This window comes from Pleomorphomonas koreensis DSM 23070 (assembly GCF_000425185.1).
GTDB classification, from domain to species: Bacteria; Pseudomonadota; Alphaproteobacteria; order Rhizobiales; family Pleomorphomonadaceae; genus Pleomorphomonas; species Pleomorphomonas koreensis.
On sequence record NZ_AULH01000018.1, the window covers coordinates 79,722 to 102,849 of the forward strand.

Annotated in this window: 25 protein-coding genes and 1 pseudogene; 9 read left to right on the top strand and 17 right to left on the bottom strand. The window is 62.0% G+C overall.

Annotated features, from left to right (window positions below; genetic code table 11):
• The first annotated feature begins 50 nt into the window (after window positions 1-50).
• Window positions 51-1,574: an MFS transporter gene (locus H512_RS0115840; protein ID WP_036792110.1), complete on the top strand. Its 1,524-nt coding sequence runs from the start codon at window positions 51-53 to the stop codon at window positions 1,572-1,574.
• A 23-nt stretch (window positions 1,575-1,597) separates the two neighbouring features.
• Window positions 1,598-2,167, top strand: a complete 570-nt coding sequence (locus H512_RS0115845; RefSeq protein ID WP_036792122.1) for a GNAT family N-acetyltransferase — start codon at window positions 1,598-1,600, stop codon at window positions 2,165-2,167.
• Window positions 2,168-2,215: 48 nt separating this feature from the next.
• Here H512_RS0115845 and H512_RS27650 read toward each other — a convergent pair.
• The 4 genes and pseudogenes from H512_RS27650 to H512_RS0115860 form a co-directional block, all read right to left on the bottom strand.
• Window positions 2,216-2,614 (bottom strand): annotated as a pseudogene (locus H512_RS27650) (Arm DNA-binding domain-containing protein); the annotation flags it as partial.
• A gap of 294 nt (window positions 2,615-2,908) precedes the next feature.
• Window positions 2,909-4,483: a glutamine-hydrolyzing GMP synthase gene (guaA, locus tag H512_RS0115850; RefSeq protein WP_026784279.1), complete on the bottom strand. Its 1,575-nt coding sequence runs from the start codon at window positions 4,481-4,483 to the stop codon at window positions 2,909-2,911.
• Between the two features lie 278 nt (window positions 4,484-4,761).
• Entirely contained in the window at window positions 4,762-6,024 is a 1,263-nt protein-coding gene (locus H512_RS0115855; RefSeq protein WP_026784280.1) for a TIGR03808 family TAT-translocated repetitive protein, read from the bottom strand.
• A gap of 217 nt (window positions 6,025-6,241) precedes the next feature.
• Window positions 6,242-8,485, bottom strand: coding sequence for a heavy metal translocating P-type ATPase (locus tag H512_RS0115860; RefSeq protein ID WP_026784281.1), 2,244 nt, complete (start codon window positions 8,483-8,485; stop codon window positions 6,242-6,244).
• Window positions 8,486-8,567: 82 nt separating this feature from the next.
• Between H512_RS0115860 and H512_RS0115865 the strand changes: the two genes are divergently transcribed.
• Both H512_RS0115865 and H512_RS0115870 read left to right on the top strand, forming a co-directional pair.
• Window positions 8,568-8,990, top strand: coding sequence for a MerR family transcriptional regulator (locus H512_RS0115865; protein ID WP_026784282.1), 423 nt, complete (start codon window positions 8,568-8,570; stop codon window positions 8,988-8,990).
• Window positions 8,991-9,132: 142 nt separating this feature from the next.
• Window positions 9,133-10,314, top strand: coding sequence for a peptidoglycan-binding domain-containing protein (locus tag H512_RS0115870; protein ID WP_169507167.1), 1,182 nt, complete (start codon window positions 9,133-9,135; stop codon window positions 10,312-10,314).
• A 100-nt stretch (window positions 10,315-10,414) separates the two neighbouring features.
• Here H512_RS0115870 and H512_RS0115875 read toward each other — a convergent pair whose 3' ends face one another.
• The 4 genes from H512_RS0115875 to mgtE form a co-directional block, all read right to left on the bottom strand.
• Window positions 10,415-11,038, bottom strand: a complete 624-nt coding sequence (locus H512_RS0115875) for an ATP-dependent Clp protease proteolytic subunit (RefSeq protein ID WP_026784284.1) — start codon at window positions 11,036-11,038, stop codon at window positions 10,415-10,417.
• A gap of 132 nt (window positions 11,039-11,170) precedes the next feature.
• Complete coding sequence (locus H512_RS25910) at window positions 11,171-11,668, bottom strand: lysozyme inhibitor LprI family protein (RefSeq protein WP_026784285.1); 498 nt, start codon at window positions 11,666-11,668, stop codon at window positions 11,171-11,173.
• A gap of 110 nt (window positions 11,669-11,778) precedes the next feature.
• Window positions 11,779-12,600 (bottom strand): glycoside hydrolase family 25 protein, encoded by an 822-nt coding sequence (locus H512_RS0115885; protein ID WP_084798539.1) that lies wholly within the window; start codon window positions 12,598-12,600, stop codon window positions 11,779-11,781.
• Window positions 12,582-13,994, bottom strand: a complete 1,413-nt coding sequence (gene mgtE, locus H512_RS0115890) for a magnesium transporter (protein ID WP_053239948.1) — start codon at window positions 13,992-13,994, stop codon at window positions 12,582-12,584. The genes H512_RS0115885 and mgtE overlap by 19 nt, the downstream gene beginning before the upstream one ends.
• A 272-nt stretch (window positions 13,995-14,266) precedes the next feature.
• Here mgtE and H512_RS27065 point away from each other — a divergent pair, with 272 nt between their 5' ends.
• Window positions 14,267-15,496, top strand: coding sequence for a hypothetical protein (locus H512_RS27065; RefSeq protein WP_156899524.1), 1,230 nt, complete (start codon window positions 14,267-14,269; stop codon window positions 15,494-15,496).
• A gap of 25 nt (window positions 15,497-15,521) precedes the next feature.
• Here the strand turns inward: H512_RS27065 and H512_RS26445 are convergent, their stop codons facing one another.
• Both H512_RS26445 and H512_RS0115900 read right to left on the bottom strand, forming a co-directional pair.
• Window positions 15,522-16,190, bottom strand: coding sequence for a class I SAM-dependent methyltransferase (locus H512_RS26445; RefSeq protein WP_084798540.1), 669 nt, complete (start codon window positions 16,188-16,190; stop codon window positions 15,522-15,524).
• Between the two features lie 265 nt (window positions 16,191-16,455).
• On the bottom strand, window positions 16,456-16,947 hold the full coding sequence (locus H512_RS0115900) for a hypothetical protein (protein WP_156899525.1): 492 nt from the start codon (window positions 16,945-16,947) through the stop codon (window positions 16,456-16,458).
• 105 nt (window positions 16,948-17,052) lie between these two features.
• Here H512_RS0115900 and H512_RS0115905 point away from each other — a divergent pair, with 105 nt between their 5' ends.
• The gene (locus H512_RS0115905) at window positions 17,053-17,691 is read left to right on the top strand and encodes an SOS response-associated peptidase (protein ID WP_026784290.1); all 639 of its coding nucleotides are present in this window, start codon (window positions 17,053-17,055) and stop codon (window positions 17,689-17,691) included.
• Here the strand turns inward: H512_RS0115905 and H512_RS0115910 are convergent.
• On the bottom strand, window positions 17,688-18,161 hold the full coding sequence (locus H512_RS0115910) for a hypothetical protein (protein ID WP_026784291.1): 474 nt from the start codon (window positions 18,159-18,161) through the stop codon (window positions 17,688-17,690). The genes H512_RS0115905 and H512_RS0115910 overlap by 4 nt on opposite strands.
• Entirely contained in the window at window positions 18,161-18,436 is a 276-nt protein-coding gene (locus H512_RS0115915) for a hypothetical protein (RefSeq protein WP_026784292.1), read from the bottom strand. Before H512_RS0115915 ends, H512_RS0115910 begins: the two co-directional genes overlap by 1 nt.
• Here H512_RS0115915 and H512_RS0115920 point away from each other — a divergent pair.
• Window positions 18,423-18,623 (top strand): hypothetical protein, encoded by a 201-nt coding sequence (locus tag H512_RS0115920; protein ID WP_156899526.1) that lies wholly within the window; start codon window positions 18,423-18,425, stop codon window positions 18,621-18,623. The genes H512_RS0115915 and H512_RS0115920 overlap by 14 nt on opposite strands.
• Here H512_RS0115920 and H512_RS0115925 read toward each other — a convergent pair.
• The 3 genes from H512_RS0115925 to H512_RS0115940 form a co-directional block, all read right to left on the bottom strand.
• Entirely contained in the window at window positions 18,602-18,856 is a 255-nt protein-coding gene (locus tag H512_RS0115925) for a hypothetical protein (protein ID WP_036792129.1), read from the bottom strand. The two genes, H512_RS0115920 and H512_RS0115925, sit on opposite strands and share 22 nt — an antisense overlap.
• An 80-nt stretch (window positions 18,857-18,936) precedes the next feature.
• A complete protein-coding gene (locus H512_RS0115930) occupies window positions 18,937-19,263 on the bottom strand; it encodes a hypothetical protein (protein WP_026784295.1) in 327 nt (108 codons plus the stop codon).
• Window positions 19,264-19,408: 145 nt separating this feature from the next.
• Complete coding sequence (locus tag H512_RS0115940) at window positions 19,409-19,876, bottom strand: M15 family metallopeptidase (RefSeq protein WP_026784296.1); 468 nt, start codon at window positions 19,874-19,876, stop codon at window positions 19,409-19,411.
• A gap of 129 nt (window positions 19,877-20,005) precedes the next feature.
• Here H512_RS0115940 and H512_RS26450 point away from each other — a divergent pair, with 129 nt between their 5' ends.
• A complete protein-coding gene (locus tag H512_RS26450) occupies window positions 20,006-20,572 on the top strand; it encodes a toll/interleukin-1 receptor domain-containing protein (protein WP_169507168.1) in 567 nt (188 codons plus the stop codon).
• A gap of 966 nt (window positions 20,573-21,538) precedes the next feature.
• Window positions 21,539-22,174, top strand: a complete 636-nt coding sequence (locus tag H512_RS27070; protein ID WP_156899527.1) for a hypothetical protein — start codon at window positions 21,539-21,541, stop codon at window positions 22,172-22,174.
• A 3-nt stretch (window positions 22,175-22,177) separates the two neighbouring features.
• Here H512_RS27070 and H512_RS0115950 read toward each other — a convergent pair whose 3' ends face one another.
• Window positions 22,178-22,714, bottom strand: coding sequence for a hypothetical protein (locus H512_RS0115950; protein WP_026784297.1), 537 nt, complete (start codon window positions 22,712-22,714; stop codon window positions 22,178-22,180).
• A gap of 133 nt (window positions 22,715-22,847) precedes the next feature.
• Window positions 22,848-23,128, bottom strand: a 281-nt coding sequence (locus H512_RS27470) for a hypothetical protein (protein ID WP_210162713.1), incomplete at its 5' end; no start/stop codon positions are given.

Sequence of the window (23,128 nt, forward strand, 5' to 3'; positions counted from 1 at the left end):
AATCCATACGTATGTATTTATATTAACGGGCGCAATCCTTCCTTGGGTGAATGATGTCGTCCGTTTCTGTCCCGGCCAACCGCTGGCTTGTTCTCGTCGCCGTCATGCTGGCCTTCCTCCCGGTCGTCCTCGACATGACGATCCTGCATGTCGCCGTTCCGACGCTGACGCAGTCGCTGAGCGCTTCCGGGACCGAAGTGCTGTGGATCATCGACATCTACCCGCTTCTGATGGCCGGGCTTCTGGTGCCGATGGGCACGCTCGCCGACAGGGTCGGCAACCGCAAGATTCTGCTCATCGGCCTCGTCATCTTCGGGCTGGCCTCTGCATGGGCCGCCTTCGCGCAGAGCGCCGCCATGCTGATTGCCGCGCGCGTGCTTCTGGCGTTGGGCGGCTCGATGATCATGCCCTGTGTGCTGGGCTTGATCCGCAAGACCTTCGAGGATGAGGGTGAGCGCGCCATGGCCCTCGGCCTCTGGGGCATGGTCGGAGCCGCCGGCGCGGCGGTCGGGCCGCTTGTCGGTGGCGCTCTTCTCCAGCACTTCTGGTGGGGCTCGGTATTCCTGATCAACGTGCCGGTCATGCTGATGGTGGTGCCGGCCTGCTATATCCTGTTGCCGCGCCGCGAGCAGACGACGCCCGGCAGATGGGCGATCGGTCAGGCGCTGCTGCTGATCGTTGGCATGATATCGGTCGTGTACGGGATCAAGGCCGGTTTTGGTGGCAAGCAGTCGCTGCCCGTCATTGCCCTCGTGGTGCTGATCGGGGTGACCAGCCTGACGCTGTTCGTACGCAAGCAGCTCAGGTCGCCGGAGCCGATGCTGGACCTGTCGCTTCTGTCGCACCCTGCGATCGTCGCCGGCCTGATCATGGCTATTGTCGCGTCGGGCGCGCTGGCCGGCGTCGAGCTGACGCTGGCGCAGGAACTGCAATATGTGCTCGGCAAAACGCCGCTGCAGGCCGGCGTCTTCATGATCCCGATCATGGCGGCCTCGGCCGTCGGCGGCCCGGTCGCGGGCTATCTGTCCAACCGGTTTGGATTACGGCGCGTGGCCACGCTTTCACTTGCCGGCGCGGCTGTCATGCTGGCGTTTCTCGCCCGAAGCGATTTCCATGATCCGGGCGTCCTCGTTCCGCTGGCGCTCGCCCTGCTCGGGCTGACGCTCAGCATCGGACTGACGGCATCGTCGATCGCCATCATGGGCTCCGTCGACGCGAGCAAGGGCGGCGCGGCCGGTTCGCTGGAGGCGACGGGCTACGAGCTGGGCACCGGTCTCGGGATCACCCTGTTCGGCGTATTCATGTCGAGTGTATTCAGCCGGGCCATAGATCTGCCTTCTGGACTTCCACAGGCTTCGGCCGAACAGGCGTCCCGAACGATCGGCGACGCCTACATCGTCGCGAACGAGCTTCCGTTTGACCAGGGTGCTTCCCTGATCGAGGCAAGCAAGGCCGCCTTCACCCAGACACACTCCGTTCTCCTGACGACGGCCGCCGTGGTGATCGCGGTGCTGGCGGTCGTCGTCTTCCTCGCCTTGGCCAGGTATCGCAGCCTGCCCCCTGCGCATCATTGACCGCTTTTCGAAGAGTGCCGGACATGCAGACGATTGAAACCGAGCGGCTGATCCTCAGGTCCTTTCGGGAGGGCGATGCAGCGGACCTATTCGTCTATCTGCGCGCACCCACCGCCCCATGCTTTCTCTCGCTCAAGCTGGCAGACCTGGCTGAGGCGGAGATCGAGGTCAGCAAACGCGCCCTCGACGAGGGATGCGTGGCGATTTGCCTCAAACAGACCGGTCAGGTCATCGGCGATCTGTTCGGTGGCGGCGGAGACGATGACGAAGACGAGACAGCTTCGGTCGGCTGGAATCTCAATCCGCGATTCGGCGGCCAAGGATATGCGTTCGAAGCCGCAAAGGCCTTGTTCGACCATCTTTTCCAAGCCAAGGGCTCCCGCCGGCTCTATGCCTATGTCGAGGACCACAACAAGCCTTCGCAACGCCTTTGCGAAAAGCTGGGCATGCGCCGGGAAGGCGTATTCGTCGAGTTCATATCGTTCACCAAGGACGATGCAGGCAATCCGATCTACGAAAACACCATGCAATACGCCATGCTGCGCCGCGAATGGGCGTCACAACGACCACCGGCAACATCGACGGGCGGCTGACCGATGAGGTGGCAGCAGGCTAGAAGACCGCTGAAGGCGTTATAGTGCCAACCGGTTGCGCCACATCGGAAATAACTCGCGCTCAAGATCGAGCGTCGCATGGCCCTGGTGCTATCTGCCATCGGCGCATTCACCAACCACTTCTCGCCAAACTCGCCAAAGCTCTTGGCCTTCTTCAAGCGGCGCTTCTCGCGCTGGTTTTCGATCGCGGGGTATCCGTCCCTGACCGCGCGCCCTGCATCCAGGCACAATTCCTGTGCACGAGCGACATGCCATCCCCCCATGCTTGCCGGGATAGACCGTTTCGCGTTGCCCATTCAGCCGGCAATCCAGCCTGAAAGAGATCGCTCCCGATGGCATAATGCGGGCATACATGCCGTCGCGATCTGCGGCCTTGTATACTTTGTCTTTTGGTTTCAGCGACTTAATTCCATCGTCCGTCACTATTCTTGCGCCACCTCCAAAAAAGTACTGTCACGCGGCTTTGGGCGGCTCTCAGCGAGAAAATGATAATTTCTTCAATGACTTATGCCAAAAGAAGTACCGTCACGAGCCTCAATTCTCGTGACGGTACTTTAGAAATTGTCGGGGATTAATACCGGCAAGGGTCGTCAGCTGTGACGGTACATTCCATCTCTGCCCATTGAGAGATGCCGATAGCCATCGAAAGAAAAATTACTTTATTTCAGTTGGTTATTCCGGGTTCTGGCGCGAAATCAGCGGCGTTCGGATGGCCCTGAATCATTCCCACTCGATCGTCCCCGGCGGCTTGCTGGTGACGTCGTAGACGACGCGGTTGACGCCCTTCACCTCGTTGATGATGCGGGTGGCGGTGCGGCCGAGGAAGCCCATGTCGAAGGGGTAGAAGTCGGCCGTCATGCCGTCGACCGAGGTGACGGCACGCAGCGCCAGCACCCGGTCGTAGGTGCGGCCGTCGCCCATCACGCCCACCGTCTGCACCGGCAACAGCACCGAGAATGCCTGCCAGATCTTGTCGTAGAGGCCGGCCTTGCGGATTTCCTCAAGGTAGATGGCGTCGGCCTTCCTGAGGATGTCGAGCTTCTCGCGCGTCACGCCGCCCGGCAGACGGATGGCAAGGCCCGGCCCTGGGAAGGGGTGGCGGCCGATGAAGCTCTCGGGTAGGCCAAGCTCACGGCCGAGCGCCCTGACCTCGTCCTTAAACAGCTCGCGCAGCGGCTCCACCAGCTTCATGTTCATGCGCGCCGGCAGGCCGCCGACGTTGTGATGGCTCTTGATGGTGACGCTGGGGCCGCCAGAGAAGCTGACACTCTCGATGACGTCAGGATAGAGCGTGCCCTGGGCGAGGAAGGTCGGCGCGCCGCGACCGTCGGCGGCGATCTTCTTCGCCTCGGCCTCGAATACCTCGATGAACAACCGACCGATGGTCTTGCGCTTGTTCTCCGGGTCGGCCTCGCCTTCGAGTTGGCCGATGAAAAGATCAGACGCATCAACGTGTACGAGGGGGATATTGTAGTGATCCCTGAACATGCCGACCACCTGCTCGGACTCGCCCTGGCGCATCAGGCCGTGGTCGACGTAGACGCATGTCAGCTGGTCGCCGATCGCCTCATGAATCAGCACGGCGGCCACCGATGAATCGACGCCGCCCGACAGGGCGCAGAGCACCCGCTCCTTGCCCACCTGTTCCCGGATCTTGGCGATCATCTCGGCGCGGTAGGCCGACATGGTCCAGTCGGATTTCAGGCCGACGATCGTATGCACGAAGTTGGCAAGCAGCTTTGCCCCATCCGGCGTGTGCACCACCTCCGGGTGGAACATGGTGGTGTAGTAGTGCTTGGCTTCGTTGACGAGAATGGCGAAGGGGGCGTTCTCGGAGATGCCGATCACCTCGAAGCCCTCGGGCGCCCGCGTGACGCGATCGCCATGGCTCATCCACACCGGATAGCGCTTTCCGACCTCCCACAGCCCCTCGAACAACGGCGACGCCTTGAGGATTTCCACGTCGGCGCGGCCGAATTCGGCGGCGTGGCCGCCCTCGACCTCACCGCCAAGCTGGGCGGCCAGCGTCTGCTGGCCGTAGCAGATGGCGAGAATGGGTACGCCGCTGTCGAACACCGCCTGCGGCGCCCGCGGAGAGCCCTCGCGCGTCACCGAATCCGGCCCACCGGAGAAGATCACACCCTTCGGCCGCAGCTTCTCGAAGGCCGCCGCCGCCGACTGATAGGGATGGATCTCGCAGTAGACGCCGGCTTCGCGCACCCGGCGGGCGATGAGCTGCGTGACCTGGCTGCCGAAGTCGATGATCAGCAGGCTGTCGTGGGCGGGCTTTTCCATGGGAGCTTTCCGGTAAGGGGCCAGAAGGATCAAGCGGTTCCGCTAAGCCGAATCCGGCCGCCGGGCAAGCGGAAAGTCGCGGGATACGGCGGGATTCGGCGCCCGCGGCCACAGCGCGCCGCCGCTCGTCCGGCGACGGCCGGCAAGACACAGGATATCCACAGCGCCGGATCAGGGTTTTCAACGCGTTCGGACGGTAGTTTTCCAGAGCGCGGCGCACAGCTTTTCCAGGGCCTGCCCACAGACCGTCCACAGGGTTTTCCCGGCGCCGTCCACGCTCAGGCCAGACGGTTTTCCCCAACCGTCAGTCCCGGCCAGGCGGCGGCGCCGACGCGCGTCAGGTCGCCGGTGGCGAATTCGGCAAAGCGCATGCCGCGCACGCCGCCGCCCGGCACGTCGACCAGGAGATTGCCGGTGACGACAGTGGTCTGCCCCGGCGCCAGCACCGACACGCCGACGCCGGCGCCGGCGCCGCGCACCACGTTGCCGGAGGCGACGACGTTGCCGAGCGTGGCGCCCCAGCCGAGCGACAGGCCGAGATGCGGCGCTGCTTCCACGACATTGCCGGTTACCGAGCCGTGCGTCTCCAGATGGATGCCGACGCCGGCCGGTCGGCCGCCGGCCAGCGCGCCGGGCGCGTCACCGCCGACATTGCGAACGACGTTGCCCTCGACGAGCGACAGCCGGTCGTCGGCACCGCCGAGTAACGCGATGCCGAGCGCCGCGCCATCGACGGCATTGGCGCTGACGGCGGCGCCCGAGGAGGCGGCGTCGGCGACGATGGCCGGGCCACCGATAGCACGGAGATCGTTGCCGGACAGGCGGACGCCGCCGGCCGATGACAGGCGGATGCCGGCGCCGCCCACCCGCGCGACGCGGTTGTCGCGCAGCGTCGAGCCGTCGTCGCCGGTCGTCCAGCGCCGCAGCAGGATGCCGCCGCCCGTGCAATTGCTCACGTCGTTGCCGGCGACGGTGAGCGCCCTGCCCTCGGTCGAGACGATGCCGGCACCAGCGGCGCCGGAGATGCGGCAGTCGGCAAGGCGGCCGGCCGTCCGCGTCAGCGCGATAGCGTGACCGGCGCTGCCGAGGATTTCGAGGCCGGAGACCGCGAGGTCCTCGACGAAGGCGAGCGACAACAGGCCGTCGTCTTCATCGGACAGGGCACGATTGGCACCGTCGAGCGTCAGGCCGTCGAGCGACAGCCGGTGGGCGTCGTCCGAATAGAGCAACCGGCCGCCGCCGGAATAGATCAGCCGCGTCTCGCCGGGCACGCCGACGAGGCGGGTACGATCGGGCAGGCGGATGTTGGACACCTCGTAGCGGCCGGCCGGCAGGTAAAGCGGCCGGCCGGCGGCGGCGGCGCGGTTGATGGCCGCCTGAAGCTCGGCGCTGCGGTCGCCGGTGCGGCGGGCGATGGGGCGCGGCTCGGGCACCACGAGGCTGCCGCGCAGTTCGGTGAGGCCCGTGAGCGTGCCGGAACGGGCCACGGCCGGCAGACCGAGGCTCAGAATCGTCCCGAACAGGAACGCGCGGCGGTTCATATGGCCCTCCGGCGGACAGACATGCCGTCCGCCGAGCAAGGCGCGTTCCAACCGGAGGCTTTGCCCTCACGCAGCCCCTCCGTCCGAAAAGTCTCGCAACTTTTCGGACGGATGCTAGAGCAATTCCAGCAAAAGTGGGAACCGGTTTTGCGTCCGGAATTGCGTCTGAACAATGAGAGAGAGTATTTCCGGTGAACCGGATTTCACCGGAAATGCTCTAGCGCCTGAGCAGCCGCAGCGCGTTGGCGGTGACCAGCACCGTGGCGCCGGTATCGGCCAGGATGGCCGGCCACAGACCGGTGATGCCGAGCACCGTCGTCACCAGGAACACCGCCTTCAGCCCGAGGGCGATCGAGATGTTCTGGCGGATGTTGGCCATGGCGCGGCGGGAGAGGTCGATCATCGCGGCCACATCTCCCACCCGGCCATAAAGCAGCGCCGCGTCGGCCGCCTCCAGCGCCACGTCGGTGCCGCCGCCCATGGCGATGCCGACGTCGGCCGTGGCAAGCGCCGGCGCGTCATTGATGCCGTCGCCGACCTTGGCGACAACGAGACCCCGCTCCTGCAGCAGCCGGACGGCCGTCTGCTTGTCGCCCGGCATCAGGCCGGCCCGCACGTCGTCGATGCCGAGTTCGCGGCCGACCGCGGCAGCGGCGCGCGGATTGTCGCCGGTCAGCATGACGGTGGTGACCCCGCGCCGACGCAGTTCGCCGACCGCGGCGACGGCATCCGGACGCGGCGCGTCACGCAAGGCCACAATGCCGAGAATCGTGCCGTCCGCCAGCAGCAGACAGACCGTCTTGCCCTCGGTGCCGAGCCGTTCGACGGTGACCTGCACATCGGCCGGCAGCGGCGCCCGTCCGCCGATTGCCTCGGCCGAGCCGAAGAACAGGTCGCGCTCCTCGACGCGGCCGGCAACGCCCTCGCCGGGCACCGCCCGACCGTTGGCGACCGGCGGCAACGGCGCATCGCCGGCGGCGGCCAGTACCGCCTTGGCCAGCGGATGGCTGGACGTCGCTTCCAGCGCGGCGGAAAGCCGCAGCACGGCGGCGCGATCCGCACCGAACGCCTCGACGTCGGTCACCTGCGGCGCGCCGACGGTCAGCGTGCCGGTCTTGTCGAAGGCAACGGCCGTCACGTCGCGCAGGCGCTCCAGCACGGCGCCGCCCTTGACCAGCAGGCCGGTGCGGGCGCCGGTAGCCAGCGCGGCGGCGACGGCAGCCGGCGTCGAGATGACCAGCGCGCAGGGGCAGCCGATCAGCAGGATGGCGAGGCCCTTGTAGATCCAGCCGCCCCAGTTGCCATCAAAGAGCGGCGGCAGCAGCGCCACCGCGGCAGCGACCGCCACGACGGCCGGCGTATAGTATTTGGCGAAGCGATTGATGAAGCGCTCGACTGGCGCTCGCGTCTCCTGCGCCTCGGTGACCAGGCGGACGATGCGGGCGATGGTGTTGTCGGTGGCCGGCGCCGTAACGCGGACGGTGAGCACGCCGTCGCCATTGATGGTGCCGGCATAGACGGAGGCGCCCTCGCCGCGCGTCACCGGCACGCTCTCGCCGGTCACCGTGGATTCATCGATGGAACTCGTGCCGGCGATGACCACGCCGTCGCAGGGCACGCGGTCGCCGGGGCGGACCAGTACCTCGTCGCCGACGGCGAGCGAGGACGCCGGCACCTCGCGCGCCGCGCCGCCAGAGAGGAGTTGCGCTGTCTCGGGCACCAGACTAGCCAGCGCCTGGATCGACGAGCGCGCCCGGCGGGCCGCCAGGCCCTCCAGCAACTCGCCGACCAGGAAGAAGAACACCACGGCCGCCGCTTCCTCACCGGCGTCGAGAAATACGGCGCCGACGGCGGCGATGGTCATCAGGCTTTCGATGCTGAACGGCTCTCCGACCTGTACCAGCCTGAAGGCCCGCAGGGCGATCGGGGCGAGGCCGACCAGCATCACCACCAGGAACAGCCAGCGCTCCGCCTCCGGCACCAGCCAGCCCAGCGCATAGGCGACGACGATGCCGAGGCCGACGCCGATCGCCTGAAGACCAGCCGCCGACTTCCACCATTCCCCCTCGACAGCGGCATGGACGTGACCGGCGTGACCGCCTTCGGCGCCGTCCTCGTGCGACGCATGATCGTGATCATGGTGATCGTGATCATGATGTTCGTGATCGTGATCCCCATGTCCGCTCTCGCCGTGAGCGCAGCCGCAGTCATGCCCCTTTCCGTCCTCATGACCGGCGTGACCGTCGGCGCTGATGCCATAGCCGAGGCGGCTGACCGTCCTTTCCAGCGCGGCGAGATCGGTGGCCACGCCGTGATGAACCGTCATTGCGCCGGTCATCACGGAAATGGAGACGTCCTCGACGCCGTCGAGCCGCTTGACCGCACCCTCGATGCGAGCCGCACAGGCCGCGCAATCCATGCCGTCAACTTTGAAGCGGGATTTCAGAGCCGTGTCGTTCATCGCGAATCCTTGATTTCCGGTATTCTTGCCTTTGTCGTCCAAAGGTTGCATCCTCCAGTCACTAGAGGAGCAAGTACGTAAAATGACGGAAATGCCGATCGGTGAAATCTCCCGCCGCAGCCAGGTCAAGGTGCCGACCATCCGCTACTATGAGCAGATCGGCCTGCTGCCGCCGCCGCCACGCAGCGAGGGCAATCGCCGCCTCTACGGGATGCGCGATCTCCGGCGGCTGTCGTTCATCCGGCACGCCCGCGACCTCGGCTTCGAAATCGACGCCATCCGCACGCTGCTGACCTTGCAGGACAATCCCAGCCAGCCCTGCGGTGCGGCCGACGGCATCGCCCGCGACAAGCTCGCCGAGGTCAACGCCCGCATCGACAGCCTGATGGCGCTCAAGGAAGAACTGGAAGCGATGGTCGGCGGCTGCGGCCACCGCTGCGTCGGCGAATGCCGGGTGATCGAGGTGCTGGCCGACCATCACAAGTGCCTGCACGACACCCACTGACGGTCGCCCCGGCGATCGAAGACGGTTACCATCGACCGATTGCCTTCGACCAGGAAGTATATGACTCTGGCACGGTTCACTGCGTGAACGGCTGGGGGATATCATGGGCAATTCATTGACGACGGGAGCCGCGGCGACCGCGTTGGCGGCTGTTTTGACATTCGGCAACGCCGCCGAGGCGATGGCCGGCGGCGGCGACTTCGTGGGCGGCTTGATTGTCGGCGGCGTCATCGGCACGATCATCGGCCACGAGGCCGGCAAGTCGCGGCCGGCGCCGCGGCGCGTCCATCGCCCGACCTACGACCCCGTGGTCGTCGAATACTGGCGGACCGTGCAATCGGCACTCAACGAGATAGGCATTCCGGTCGGGCGGCCCGATGGCGTGCCCGGCAACAAGACCCGGCGCGGTGTCCGTTCGTTCCAGGCATCGATCGGCGTCGAGCCGTCCGGCCAGTTGAGCCAGGACCAGTACAACGAGTTGATGCGTCAGGCCAACACGGCGCTGGCCATGGGCGGCGGCACCGTCAATCAGCCGGCCTATGCCGCCATGCCGCCCTACCCGGAGGACGTGCCGACTGCGGTGCCGCAACAGGGCGTCGTCGCCGCCGCCGTGGTGCGGCCGTTGGCCGTCGCGCCGATTTCGCCGCAGGCACCGGAACCGCAGGTCGCCGCCGCGGTACCGGCCGAGCCCGCCGACACCAAGGTGCTCGACAGCCTGCTGTCGCCGGCCAAACCGCTGTCGGACGAGGAGATCGACCGGCTGGAAGACGTCTCGACGGTGCTCGGCATCTACGTCGGCGATACCAAGGCCGCCGCACTGAAGGCGTTCAGGGACGGCATCGGCAACTGCGTGACCACCGGCGCGCTGACCGAATGCAGCAACAAGGGCGATGCCTATACCGACACGGCGAGCTTTGCGACCACCGGCAGCGGCGACTCGGAGAGCGTGTTCTATCTCGCCCGTAGCATCGACTTCACCACGCCCCTGCCGAAGGAGACCATCGTCTCCAAGCTCGGCGAGACGCTGAAGCCGATCGTCGAGGATGCCGACATGACGCTCGCCACCTCGCCGGCCTGCGACCGCTCGACGGCTACGGCCGTTGCCGAGCGTGACCGGATCATCGGCGCCTACGCCCGCAGTCCGGTGACCGGCACCACCGGCCTGTCCCGGCTGATCGGCGATTGCGTCGCCTATTTTCACGCGGCGGTTCCGCTGAAGGACGGGCAGGCTACGGGGCTGCGCGTCTATCTGTTCGACAGCCGCGCCTTGCCGCCGCTGACCGACACGGCCGCCAAGGCATTGCCCGACGAACTGAAGTTCTGATCCGTCTGGCGGGCGCCGGCGCGCCGGCACCCGGCGCCCTTCCGGGCGTCGGTTTTCGGCAAAGGGGCGGCCCGTCCGGACCGCCCCTTTTCACGTGGCCTCAGATTTCCGAGGCGGTTTTCACGACCTTGCCGACCAGGCCGTAGGCGATGCCTTCCTCGGCGCTCATCCAGTAGTCGCGGTCGGTATCCTTCTCGATCCGCTCCACCGGCTGGCCGGTGGCCTCGGCGAAGATGCGGTTGAGACGGTCGCGCATCTTGATGATCTCGCGCGCCTGGATCTCGATGTCGGTGGCCATGCCGCCGGTGCCGCCGGACGGCTGGTGCAGCAGGAAGCGGGTGTTGGGCGTGCAGAAGCGGCGCTCCCTGGGCACCGACACGTAGATCAGCGCGCCGGCGCTCGCCACCCAGCCCGTGCCGATGATGTTCACCGGCGCCGGCACGAAGCCGATCATGTCGTGGATCATGTCGCCGGACTCGACGTGGCCGCCGGGCGAGGAGACGATGACGGTGATCGGGTCGGTGGCGCTGGCTTCGGCGAGCGCCAAGAGGCGCGCCGTCACGTCCTTGGCCATCTCCTGGCTCACCTGGCCGGTGATCAGCACGGTGCGCGACTTGAAGAGATACTTGTCGACCTGCGGGGCGGGAGCCGCGTCCTTGAGCTTCTCGTCCTTCTCCTCTTCCTCGTCGTCGAGGCGGACGTATTCCTGATCCTTGGAAATCATGTGGACCTTCTCGTGGGTGGCGGCCGCGAAGGACATCGGGCCTTGGGACTCGCAATTCCTGATGGGCTTCATTCGTATCCCATCAGGGGAGCCGACGGCAACCCGACCGGACGGACAGGGTGAACGGCGCGCTCACTCCTCGAGATAGGCACGCAAGGCGACGAGCGACAGGTCCCGCGTGGCGGTTTCCCTCAGCATGCAGCCGGTCAGCGCCGTTCCGAAGCCGGTGCCGCCCTGCCAGAACGAGCTTTCCACCTCGCAGGTGGTGTCGCGCACCGTCAGCCAAGCCTTCTGGCCGGCCTTGAGCTTGTCGCGCGCCTCGCCCTCCAGCCCGTCGAGCAGCGTCTTGTAGTCGTCGTTGAGGCGCTCGTCCCACAGCGTCGACTCGCGGGCCAGGCAGGCGCCCATCATCACCGTGTTGTCGTTGTCAGGCTCGGCGAGACAGGGATCGGAGATAACGCCGATGCAGCGGAAGGCGCTGCCACCCTCCTCCTCGCCGGCCTTGGCGATGCAGTCGGCCACCGCCTGCCGGTCGGCGGCGGTCGGTTCGGCGGGATCGGCCTCATCGGCCCGCGCGGCGCCCGAACAGGCGAGCGCCGCCACCAGCGAGAGCGCGAAGACGATGCGCATTCGGTCCTCCTCCGCTTCCAGAGCAATTCCGGTTCACCGGAACCGCTCGATCTCCTTGTATGGACGCACTTCCGGACGCAGGACCGGCTCCCGCTTTTGCCGGAGTTGCTCTAGCTCCCCGGATTGAGCCGCCCCGCCAGGAAGGCGCGCCACTCGCGCACCGAGCCGTTGAACACGTTGCGATCGACCCGGCCGCGGATACCCGCCACCTTGCCGGCTTCGGTATGTTGCCAGAAGTGCCAGCGCAGGCTCGGATCGCGGACCAGCGGATGTCCCTTGTAGGAGGCGATCCACACGAAATGATCCGGGAAGGCGCCTTTGAGGCGATCGTTGTAGAAGCTGATCGAGGTGTAGATGATCGGCCGCTTGCCGTAATAGCGCTCGATGGCATCGAGCCAGGTCTTCACCTCCGGGATGATCTGCTCACGCGGCGGGTGGCCCGGACAGGTCTTGGAGTTGACCCATTCGATGTCGAGCACCGGCGGCAGCGCGTAAGGATCATAGGGCACGTGCTGGAGGAACCAGGCCACCTGCTCCATGGCCGGCCGGCAGAAATACCAGAAGTGATAGGCGCCGCGCGGCAGGCCGGCCATGGCGGCGCCGTACCAGTTGGAGCTGAACTTCGGGTCCGACCAGTCGCCGCCCTCGGTGGCCTTCAGCCAGGCGAAGGCGGTATTGTCGGCCACCACCGAACGCCAGTTGATGTCCTCCTGGAAATAGGAGACGTCGATGCCCTTCACCGGATAGTCGTCCGGCCCCGGCGGGCCGAAGTCGAACAGCGCGCAGGCCGACAGGCCCAGGGCGAGCGAGCCGAGAGCCAACGGGTTGACGAGACGAGCGGCAAGGCCGGCCCAGCGGCCCGCCCCATCCGGCGCGCCGCCGGCGCGCCACCGCTTTCTCCGAAACACCTTCTTCAGCCCAGCAAAATCCATGACGCAAGCCCGAGGAACGCCAGAAACCCCACGACGTCGGTCACCATGGTCACGAACACCCCCGAGGCGACCGCCGGATCGATGTCGAACCGCTCGAAGGCCAAGGGTATCATGATGCCGGCCGACGCCGCGGACAACAGATTGACGATCATCGCGGCGCCGATCACGCTTCCAAGGAGCGGGTCCTGGAACCAGAGCGCGGCCGCCAAGCCGACGATCACTGCAAAACTGCCGCCGTTGAGTAAACCAACGCTTAATTCTCGACCGAAAATCCGCCAAACATTGTGGGTATCGAGATCGCGGGTGGCGAGCGCCCGCACCGTCACCGTCATGGTCTGCGTCGCCGCGTTGCCGCCCATCGAGGCGACGATCGGCATCAGCACGGCCAGCGCCACCATCCTCGAGATGGATTCGGAGAACATGCCGATCACCGACGAGGCGAGGAAGGCGGTCACCATGTTGACGGCGAGCCAGACCCAGCGCGTCTTCAGCGTGTAGAACACGGAGTCGGAGATCTCCTCGTCGCCGACACCGGCCAGCGCGCGGATGTCCTCCTCCGCCTCGGCCTGAATGACGTCGACCACGTCGTCGACGGTGATGACGCCGACCAGCCGCTCCGCCTCGTCGACGACGGCTGCCGACACCAGATTGTAGCGCTCGAACATGCGCGCCACGACCTCCTGGTCGTCGGTGGCCAGCACCCGCTGCCGCTCATCGTTCATGATATCGGCCATGCGGGTGACGCGCGGCGCCCGCAGCAGGCGGTTGAGCGCCACGGCGCCGAGATAGCGGAAGCCGGCGTCGATCACGAACACTTCGTAGAATTCGTCCGGCAGGTCCTTCCGCTCGCGCAGGTAGTCGATGGTCTGCCCGGCGGTCCAGAACGGCGGCACGGCGATGAAGTCGGTCTGCATGCGCCGACCGGCCGTCTCCTCGGGAAAGTCGAGACTGCGGCGCAACGCCATGCGGTCGACGGCCGGCAACTTGGCGAGGATCTCCTCCTGGTCCTCGTCATCGAGGTCCTCCAGGATGTAGACGGCGTCGTCGGAATCGAGGTCGCGCACGCCCTCGGCCACCGCCTCCGGCGGCAACTCCTCGATCAGCTGGACGCGGACGGTCTCGTCGACCTCGGTCAGCGCCGTGAAGTCGAAGTGCTCGCCGAGAAGCTGGATGAACGGCGCGCGCTCGTCGGGCGACAGCGCCTCGATGATGTCGCCGACGTCGGCCTCGTGCAGGTCGGCGGCCAGCGCCTCGATGGTACGCGCGTCGGCCGCCTCGATCGCCGTGCGGAGAGCTTCGAGGAAGGCGGGCGAGAAGTCACCATCCTCCGTCCTGAGCGGCGGCAGGCCGTCGGGGATCGGTGTCGCAGGCGCGTTGGGCTCGGCTTCGGCCATGGCGCGTCTCCCGTAGGTCTTGAGGCGGCGGGCAGGTTGAATCGATGGCGACGGTCGGCACCGTGGCCGGGAGTTAAGGCCGACAAACCGGATGGTGCAAGGGAGAAATTACGGCCGGGCGGCGGGGTAAGACGCCGGTTTTAAGTTTACCGGCATGTCTATAGCCTTTTAAGGGAAGGCTCACATACCCTTTGTCGTTGACAGCGACTGACAATTGCTCGATAGTCAAATCATATATCTTCCGAACCATCGCCTATACTGAGTAAGATGAAGTGAAACATAAAGCCGCCCCTAAAAAGAATGTTTTATTCGTATGGAGACATAATAATGATTTTGACTCAACTCTTCCAGTCATATTTACAGCGGCAAAAAATAACTCTTTTGACCACATATATATTTTTGTATCCTCGGAAGAATTGCTATGGAGGAATGATTTTCGGATTTCTGTCCTAAGTGAGCTGCCTAATATTACAATATTTGATATATGGAAGCTGGCCGGAAAACTCATTGGCATTCCTATGCGTCGCCTCTGCGAGACAACTCGTATGACCAGAGGCCCATTGAGGAAAATTTTTCCTAGAATAGCAAGAACAATAATAAGTCGTTCTGCATGGAGAAATCAATTACTGATTACAATCAGAGAAATAGACCCGGCACTTATCGCCTTTGATTGGGTAGATTTGAGCTGGGATCGTCCCGACCAAGGCCCGTGGGGTATCAAGTCAATTGCCGACTGGGCGAAATCGAACCGACGCCCCGTAGTTGGATTGATGCATGGCCTTTCTTTGGCAAGTTTTCCAAATGGGGCGAACAGTCTATCTCATGATTTTAGCCGCTTATATATTGAGAGTGAATTTCGATATAAGCAAATGGCTGAAGCCGATTTCCCGCAGGAAAAAATCTGCGTCGCCGGCGCGCCGAGGTTCGACAAATCATGGGTCGATCTGCTTGGGAAAGCTATTGCAACTCAAAGTCTAGCAAGGCACGACCACCAAATCAAAACCATCGTCTTTTTTGCGACGAAACTTGTTTACGATTACGATTTCGAACGTGTGATAGATTGGCTTGATCGCGTCGCCACTGTGCCGGGAATTAGGCTGATCGTGCAGCCGCACCCCAGAGGACAGGGGAAAAGCAGTTTTCGACGTCTACGGCGGCATCCCGGCTGCATCATCGATATGACGACTCCAGCTCCAATTCTCATTCGAGAAGCGGACATCGTTTCGACACTTGTCTCTTCAGTGGTTTGCGAAGCTATTGTCTTGGGCCTCCCCCTCCTTTACCCTCGCTTTTTGAATTCGCTATCCACTCGTTTCGATGAAGAAGGGGCCTGTATCGTTGTCGAGAGAATGGAGGATACGGAAGCTGCGATCAGACGTTGCCTAGAAGAGAAAATCCCTTGGGAAGCGTACAAAAGATTTCTGGATCGGCATGTTTTGGGAGGGCAACAGTCCCCGATTACAGCTACCCTGAATGATATGCTGTTAATTGTCGGTCAATAGTTCACCCTGCGCCGCCTTGGAAAGGCTATAATTTACGATAAGTGTCTCTATCAAAGCGAACCACAACATTCTTTTTTAGAATGGGCCAGCTTGTCAGAACACATGACGTATATCCAAAACTCTCTCCCCAACGCCGCAATGATCCAAGGTCATCAATAGATATGATTTTCTCTTGGGACGATCGATAAATGACCTCGTCGAACAGAATATCTCGGTTGTTCGCAAATAACCTGCGTCGCCAATATCCTGGATTGCTCTGATAGACATAAATAGAATCCCCCTTAAAACTTCTAAAAATATCCGACTTGCGGGCCAAATAAACCAAGCATTTGGAGAATATGATAATATCTGGATTCCTCGCGAAAAGCTCGACAAGAATAGGATCGGTATCAAACTGATCCGCATTACCTTGAACTACATCGAGGCCTTTCGATCGACTCATTTCAACAGCCCCAGGCGACAAGTCAAACCCCGCGACCGTACACTCCTTTTTTGAGAGAGCCTGCAAGAGCGTTCCAGAGCCGCAAGCAATATCAACGATGCTCTTTCCCGGCCGAATGTCCTCTAAAATATCTCGAAATCCAGAATGGAGATGTTCATTCACATAGACATCTCGAGTACTGGTTGCCGCGACATGGTCCGCATAACTACCCACCATATCTTCCTCCACCATAAGAATCTCAGCGGGATCCATTTGCGGCTACTCGCTGGGGGCACTTTTCCCATCTCAGAGAACAGAAAGAGCCGTGCAAAACAAATTGCATCCCATAACCAGTTTAACGAAAAATTCTAAAAAAAAGCCGGGCACTTAAAGGCCCGGATTTTTTAGATGGTGCGGTCGAGAATTGTTGCATTCAATTGCAATAACAAGCACATGGCACATTGCGAGGGGATAAAGGCCCTGTTGATTTTTAAGGCGTTTTCGGCGCGCTCCCCTCGCCTGCCTGTAGCTCCACGAATCATCCAACCTTGCGCCGGAAAGCGACTTTCGGTCGCGCCTCGGCTTCGGACGGCTTCACGGCGATCGGCACCACATTACCCGGCGGATCCGGGTCTTTGAGCGTCGAGCGGATAACATAGGTGCCCTGGCGCAGGAGCAGCGTGACGCGCGGGTTTTGCTCAAGCTCCGCATCGAAGGCGGCATGGGCAGTTACAACGGACGCGCAGGCGGCGCGCGTTTCGTAGAACCGAACGCCGCCATCCGACCACATTTCAACACGGTGGCTAAGGCCCTTCAGGGGATCGGGACGCTTCACCTCGCGCACCACGTAGGCCGCCGATGGCTCAGAACCGCACACGTGACACCGCATGCGGTCGACGACCTCCTGGAAGAAGCCCAATCGCGACGACTGGATGAGGCGCTTGAGCGAGATGTGCGTGGTGGTACCGCAGGGGGTACATTCGACAGCGAGCGCCGTCCATCCGGCTTCGTCGGCCTGGCGAATGGTCAATGCAAAATGGCTCGCTATCTCGAAAACTCTGTCCATGCCGCGATGATGGCACTGGAACATTCAGAGAACAACTGTCAGAATATGTCAGGAAACGAGGAACGAAGCATGTGCAACCTCTACAGCATGACGCGCGCCCCTGCCGCCATCCGTGCCATCAGCAAGGCGATGGTCGATCACACGGGAAACCTGGAGCCCCTGCCCTCCATCTTCCCGGACCAGATGGCGCCGGTGGTTCGCCAGCACGCAGGCGAGCGGGAAATCCTGCGCATGCGCTGGGGAATGCCGGGGCCGCCGGCCTTTGGCGGCGCCCCGATCACCAACGTCCGCAATACGCAATCCGGTTGGTGGCGCCGCTGGCTTGGCCCTGAGAGCCGCTGCCTCGTTCCAGTGTCGTCCTTTTGCGAATACGCCGATACCAAGCCTCGCAAAACACCCATGTGGTTCGCCCTCAATGAGGGACGGGACCTATTCTTTTTCGCTGGCATCTGGACGACATGGCACGGCACGCGCGGCACCAAGGCCGAGCCGGTCGAGGGCGAACATAAGCTCTATGCCTTTCTGACCACCGAGCCGAACGCCGAGGTCGAACCTATCCACCCCAAGGCAATGCCGGTCATTTTGACAACGGCCGAAGAGCTCGATGTCTGGCTGCGCGCGCCGTGGTCGGAGGCAAGCGCCCTGCAACGCCCGCTACCCGATGGCACGCTGCAGATCGTCGCCAGCGGAAACAAGGAAGATCCTTAAGGAATACGAAGGGCGGCCCTGATCGCCGCCGCGATGGCATCGCCGAAGTAGGAAAAAGCGAGCCATACTCCTGAAGCCACAAGGGCACCCCCGAGGCCGACCAGCATGGCCATTCCCTGCCCCATGCTGAGGATCTTTCGCCACTCGGCAACGGCGGGCGCCACCTCCTGATCTAGCCGTTCCTCGATCGCCTTGGCATGCTCACGGGCCTGCGCGCTCACCTGCACGGAAATCGCCACATCGCCAGTCAGCTTGGCAATAAGCCCGGCCTGTTCATCGAGCCTTCTATGCACGGCCGCGCGACTTTGCGCCGCCGCATCCTTCTCGCCGGCCATCTCATCGGCAAGATATTGCAAGCCCGCCTCGATGCGACCAAGTGACCGCGAGATATCCCCGTCGGCGGCGGGTTGGCGGGCCGGTCGACGCCTAGAACGCGAGCGGACGGCAGGCTGCTTTTCGGATTCGGCCATTATGTTCCCCGGCAGGCGCGGGCGCCGGCGTCGAGCCGCTCCCACTCGGTGGCGAGCATATCGACGCGGGCGATCATGCCGGCCGCGTCGAGGCTTTCGAGTTCGGCGAGGATCGCCGCCTTCTGCTTTTCCGTCGTCGGCCGAGGGCACGCGCGCGCCAGCCCTTCACGGATCTGAGACGCCTCACCGGTCAGTGCTGGCCGTTCCGTCGCCAGTTCGGCGCAGGCGGGCAAGCACGCCAGCAGCGCCGCCGCGATCGGCTTGATCCACCGCATCTTGCTCCGCCTCCATTTCGTCAATGACATGGTCGGTGGCGGTCGCGGCGCGCGAGGCGCCGAGATCCATTTCATCCGCCCTCGCCTGCCGATCGGCAACGAGGCCGCGCAGAAAAGCCACCAGCGAGGCCCGCAGCTTTTCAACGATGAGCGCCAGAACAGCTTTCACTTCTCGACCGGCGGTTGAGGCTTGGTCAGACCGCCCACGCCGTCGCGAAGCACGTTGAGGCCGAGTTTCAGGGCGCTGATGATGCCGATCGCGATAGATAGCCACTTGGCGTCGATCGACGAACCGGAGCAATCGACGATCAACTGTGTCGTGAAATCGCCCGTACAGCCGGTGAACAGCAGCACGGCGACGAGCACGGCGAGAATGGCCGTCAGAACATTGGCGATGTTGTGAAACAGGTTGGAATTCATGATGGGTATCCTTCGCCCTTCAGGGCATTAAAAAACCCGCTCGAAAGCGGGCGGGGTCGGCGCGGAAGATGGAGTGAGCGTCAGTTGTCGGCGGTCTTGAGTGCGCCGATGACCGCCGCATAGGCCGTGGCCACTTTGACTAGCGCCGTCGACGTGGTGACCGACGCGGGGTCGGCGCAGATCGAGGCGACGCCAGCATAGGCCGCCGCTTCCTTGGTGACGGCGGCTTCCTTCACCTTCCCGGTTGCCGCCACGATCACGAACGACGCATGCGCCGTTTTGAGCGCCGCGCACGCTGTCGGCAAGTTCTTCGAAATAACGTCGTCGATCTTGGTCACGGTGGTTTGGCAGGCGGCGAGCGCCACCACGGCGAAGAGAGCGAGGCCAAAGGAAATCAAGCGCTTCATAGGTCACCTTTCCGCCCGGCATGCGGGCACTAAAAAACCCGCCAATCGGCGGGCATCACGGGAAGGACGATAAAGGCAGTGAGGATGGCAGCGAGGTAGATGAACCAGAAGACGACGAAGACCACCAACCGCCAGGGATGTTCGATCATGCGAGCTGGTAGTGCGGACCGTCGATGAAATCCGGCCCCGGATGGCGCGCCTTGTAGGCATCGACGGCGTCGGCGATACCCGGTAGCGTGTCGGGCAGTTGGGCGAGGTTGCGATCCCAGATCGAACCCCAGACGATCTTCACACCAGCCTCGATCGACGCTCGCCGCATAGCCAGCACGATCGGCCGGATCTTCTCGAACTCCCAGACCACTGAGCCGTTGACCAGGGGCGCCAGGTCGACGGCATGGCCATAGCCATCCGACTGGCGGAGGTGCTTTGACAGCATGGTCTTGCTCTTGCCGTGCGACTTGAGCACCCGCTGGCGATCGAGCGACCGCACGCCCTCCAACACGGTGAAGTCTTGCGCCGTAAGTTCAATGGCGCGCTCAACCACCTTGATAAGAGATGGATGCACGCCGACGAGGGCCGCGCGGCTGCGCGTCCCTAAAACGAAGTTTGACATTGTTTTCTCCATGAAAAAGCCCGCGCGAGGCGGGCTGCGGCACGTACATTAGGTGCGAAGGCGTCGGTATGCATGAACCAATTGGAAAGGATGCTTAGGCTATACTTGCAACATCCACAGGAGGGTGTTGTGGCAAATCAGCTGATTTTCCTCTCGCACATTCACGAAGAGCGTGAGCTAGCAGTGCTGATAAAAAACGCGGTGCAGGAGGAGTTTGGCGGATTCATTGACGTTTTTGTTTCGTCAGATGGGACGACTATACCCGCGGGGGCCAATTTCCTGAGCCGTATCGAAGATGGTTTGGCCACTTGCGCTGCAGCTATTTACTTGATTAGCCCCAAGTCAGTGAAGAGAAACTGGATCAATTTCGAACTTGGCGCTGTTTGGATCAGGAACGTTCTAAACCAGCCCTCTGCCGGAACGAAAATCCCAACCATCCCATTTTGTCATTCAGGATCTACCCCCAGTGAACTACCTGCTCCCCTCAACAATTTGAACGGCATCATCGCCACGGAATCCTCTCAACTCGAGTTTGCCTTCCGCTCATTGCAGAGTGCTTTAGGAGGTAAGGGGGCTCTCCGCACGGACTTCGATAAACTCGCAGCGGCGGCTCTAGCATTCCAGACCTCCTATACTATTGGAGCAAGCATCAGTCGTATTTGCTCGTTGGTTGGGGGGGGGACATTCAGCAACTAAAGTATTGGGCAAACAGCCAAACTGCCTACATACTCACTCTAGATTGCGGATTTCAAGATACATCCGTTATTTCTGAGATAGAAAAGCTCAGTAGTAATGAGCTAAAAGGGTTGATACAAGTTGAGATAACCGACCCAGGTCTATCGATTGGGCCCACAAAAGCAATAACCGGCGCAAATATATCAGTAAAAATTACCCGTGATATATTGGTAGCCAATCTGTGACTTGATGAAGCATCCTTTGCAAGCGCGAGACCTGCGCGCTGCTGATACTTACCCGCGTCTGGTTTTGCTATCAGCCAAGTCCAACCACGGTTATGTCTGCCATACTCACAACGTCGGAGGAAATCGACGTTTGGCTTCGCGCTCCTTGGGACGAAGCTGGGGCGCTTCAGCGCCCCCTGCCTGACGGAACTCTGCAGATCGTCTCGACTGGCAACAAGGAGATCCTTGATCTATCCACCGCGGCCTCCTGAAACGAGGGCCTAGACCCGATGACAGGCGATCTCAAACAGCGTTTGAAACTACCTTGAAAAGGAGCGAACCGCAGGCGCAGCAAAAGTCTCTCAGATCTTTCAATGCCGCGCCTGACGCATCCCGCCACTCATAAAGTCGGCGCCGTTGGCGCTGGCGAAGCGGCAATCAGGCTTGCCCTTGCCTTGCGGGTCACTGACGCGCAATCTGCGCCCGCAGCGGGTTTTCCCGCCTCCGTCGACCCAACCTCCTACCCTACGTGTCCCCGCAAATGACCCTACCATCCGGAAGATATCTTTCCACCGATCGAGAGTTTCGGACGATCATTATCCGACTCGATCAGTCGCTGGAAAACGCTCAATTATCTCTTTCGACGGAGGAACTGGATCAGTTCCTCAAAGATCTAATGGAGGTACGATTGATCATGGACCCTCCGGTCAAAACTCGACGCCGTTAGGCTGGGGATCACTGTGATAAAAGAGAAGACAGAAGCATGTGGCACGAGATTTGGAACTGGGACTCGTTGTCTTCCCAAACCGCCGAACGAATATCTACAGTAGCCAACGCTGCATTGCTCACCTCCTTATTAGTGGGAGTTGTGGCGACCTATGCAATCATCGTTTCAGCAAACACAAAAGAACGATTCCTGAGAGCAGAATTATCAGCGGCAGACGAGCGCGCATCAATGGCAAACGAAGCGGCGGCAAGGTTGGCAAAAGAGGCTGAAGAAGCACGCCTAGAGACCGAACGCATCAAGAAAGAGCTAGCGTGGCGGACCGTTTTGCAGTCGCAAGGTGATTTCATTGTTGAAAGGCTAAAAGGACTGAATGCTCAGGTTTGGTTTCAAGTAGTCACGTCAGATGCGGAGACGCGTGCGTTCGCATCCGTATTAGGTGGTGTCCTACAAGCAGCAGGGCTAGACCTTCAACTAACAGAAATGCTAAATGGACCGGATGCTGGATTGCAGGTTTCTACTAATGGAGTTGGTCCAGCTATTTTAGCGACGCTCATTGAGGCGGGGATCCCCGCTAGGCCAGCCAATGGGTACGAGACAGGATCTGCGACCGGCCAAGTTGTAATAATCGTAGGTACGAAACCACCTCCGACACTCAGCTTTTCGACGCGATAGGGTCTAGCTTTGAGAGCCGACCACCGTGCCTTCATTATCGCCGGTGATAGGGGTTGGCGCTCCGTTCTTCATTCTTAAGCGCCCTTGGGCGTCTACCCACAGGTGGTAGTTGCCCATGACGAGGTGCCCTCCGTCGAAGGTGCCCTGCACTCTAAAAGAGTCACCGACGCCCATAGTGAGACGGTCAGCCGTATCTCGGAACAATTGAACGTCTGGATCGGCCGTGCCATCGCCGAACAGGAGCCGAGGCCCGCCGGTAGACAGGATCTGAATCATAAAACAGGCATACGCATCCGCGATGCGTTGCGCCGTTATCGGATAAACGTTAGTAGCGCCACCAGGGATTATGAACTCGTCGACGCGCTGGTTAGGCGCAGCTCGAAGAGCAATCTCGATGCGTCGGCCCTGGGGAACAACGTCCTTAAACCTCCCAAAAGGATCAAGGACGTTCATTGAATCCGTACCGCCCAGACCGACAAGGAATCGGGAGTGGACATCGTGCGTGTTGGAAACAACCGAAGGCATGACGAGAATGCCCACCGCACCGTTTCCACCAGACGATATGGTGCCGCCGACAAACGTGAAGTTATTGACGTTTTTCAGACTGCTGCCGTCGCCTAGCTTTTCAGCCCGAAAAGATCCATTCGGTGAAGGATGGCTTTCAGACGTGTGACTACGTTTGAGAGCCTATGACTGTCCCCTCATGGTCACCTGTGCCAGGTGTCGGCGCCCCGTTTTTGATTCTCAGTCGACCTTCCGCGTCTACCCACAGGTGATAATTGCCCATAACGAAGTGGCCACCGTTATAAGTTCCATCTACCCTAAAGCTGTCTCCCGTCCCCATCGTGAGGCGATCGGCCACATCTCTGAACAGCTGCGTATCAAGGTCAGATGCGCCGCTGCCAAACAGAAGCCTAACGCTGTCGGATAGAACTTCGAAAAGGAAAGACCGGA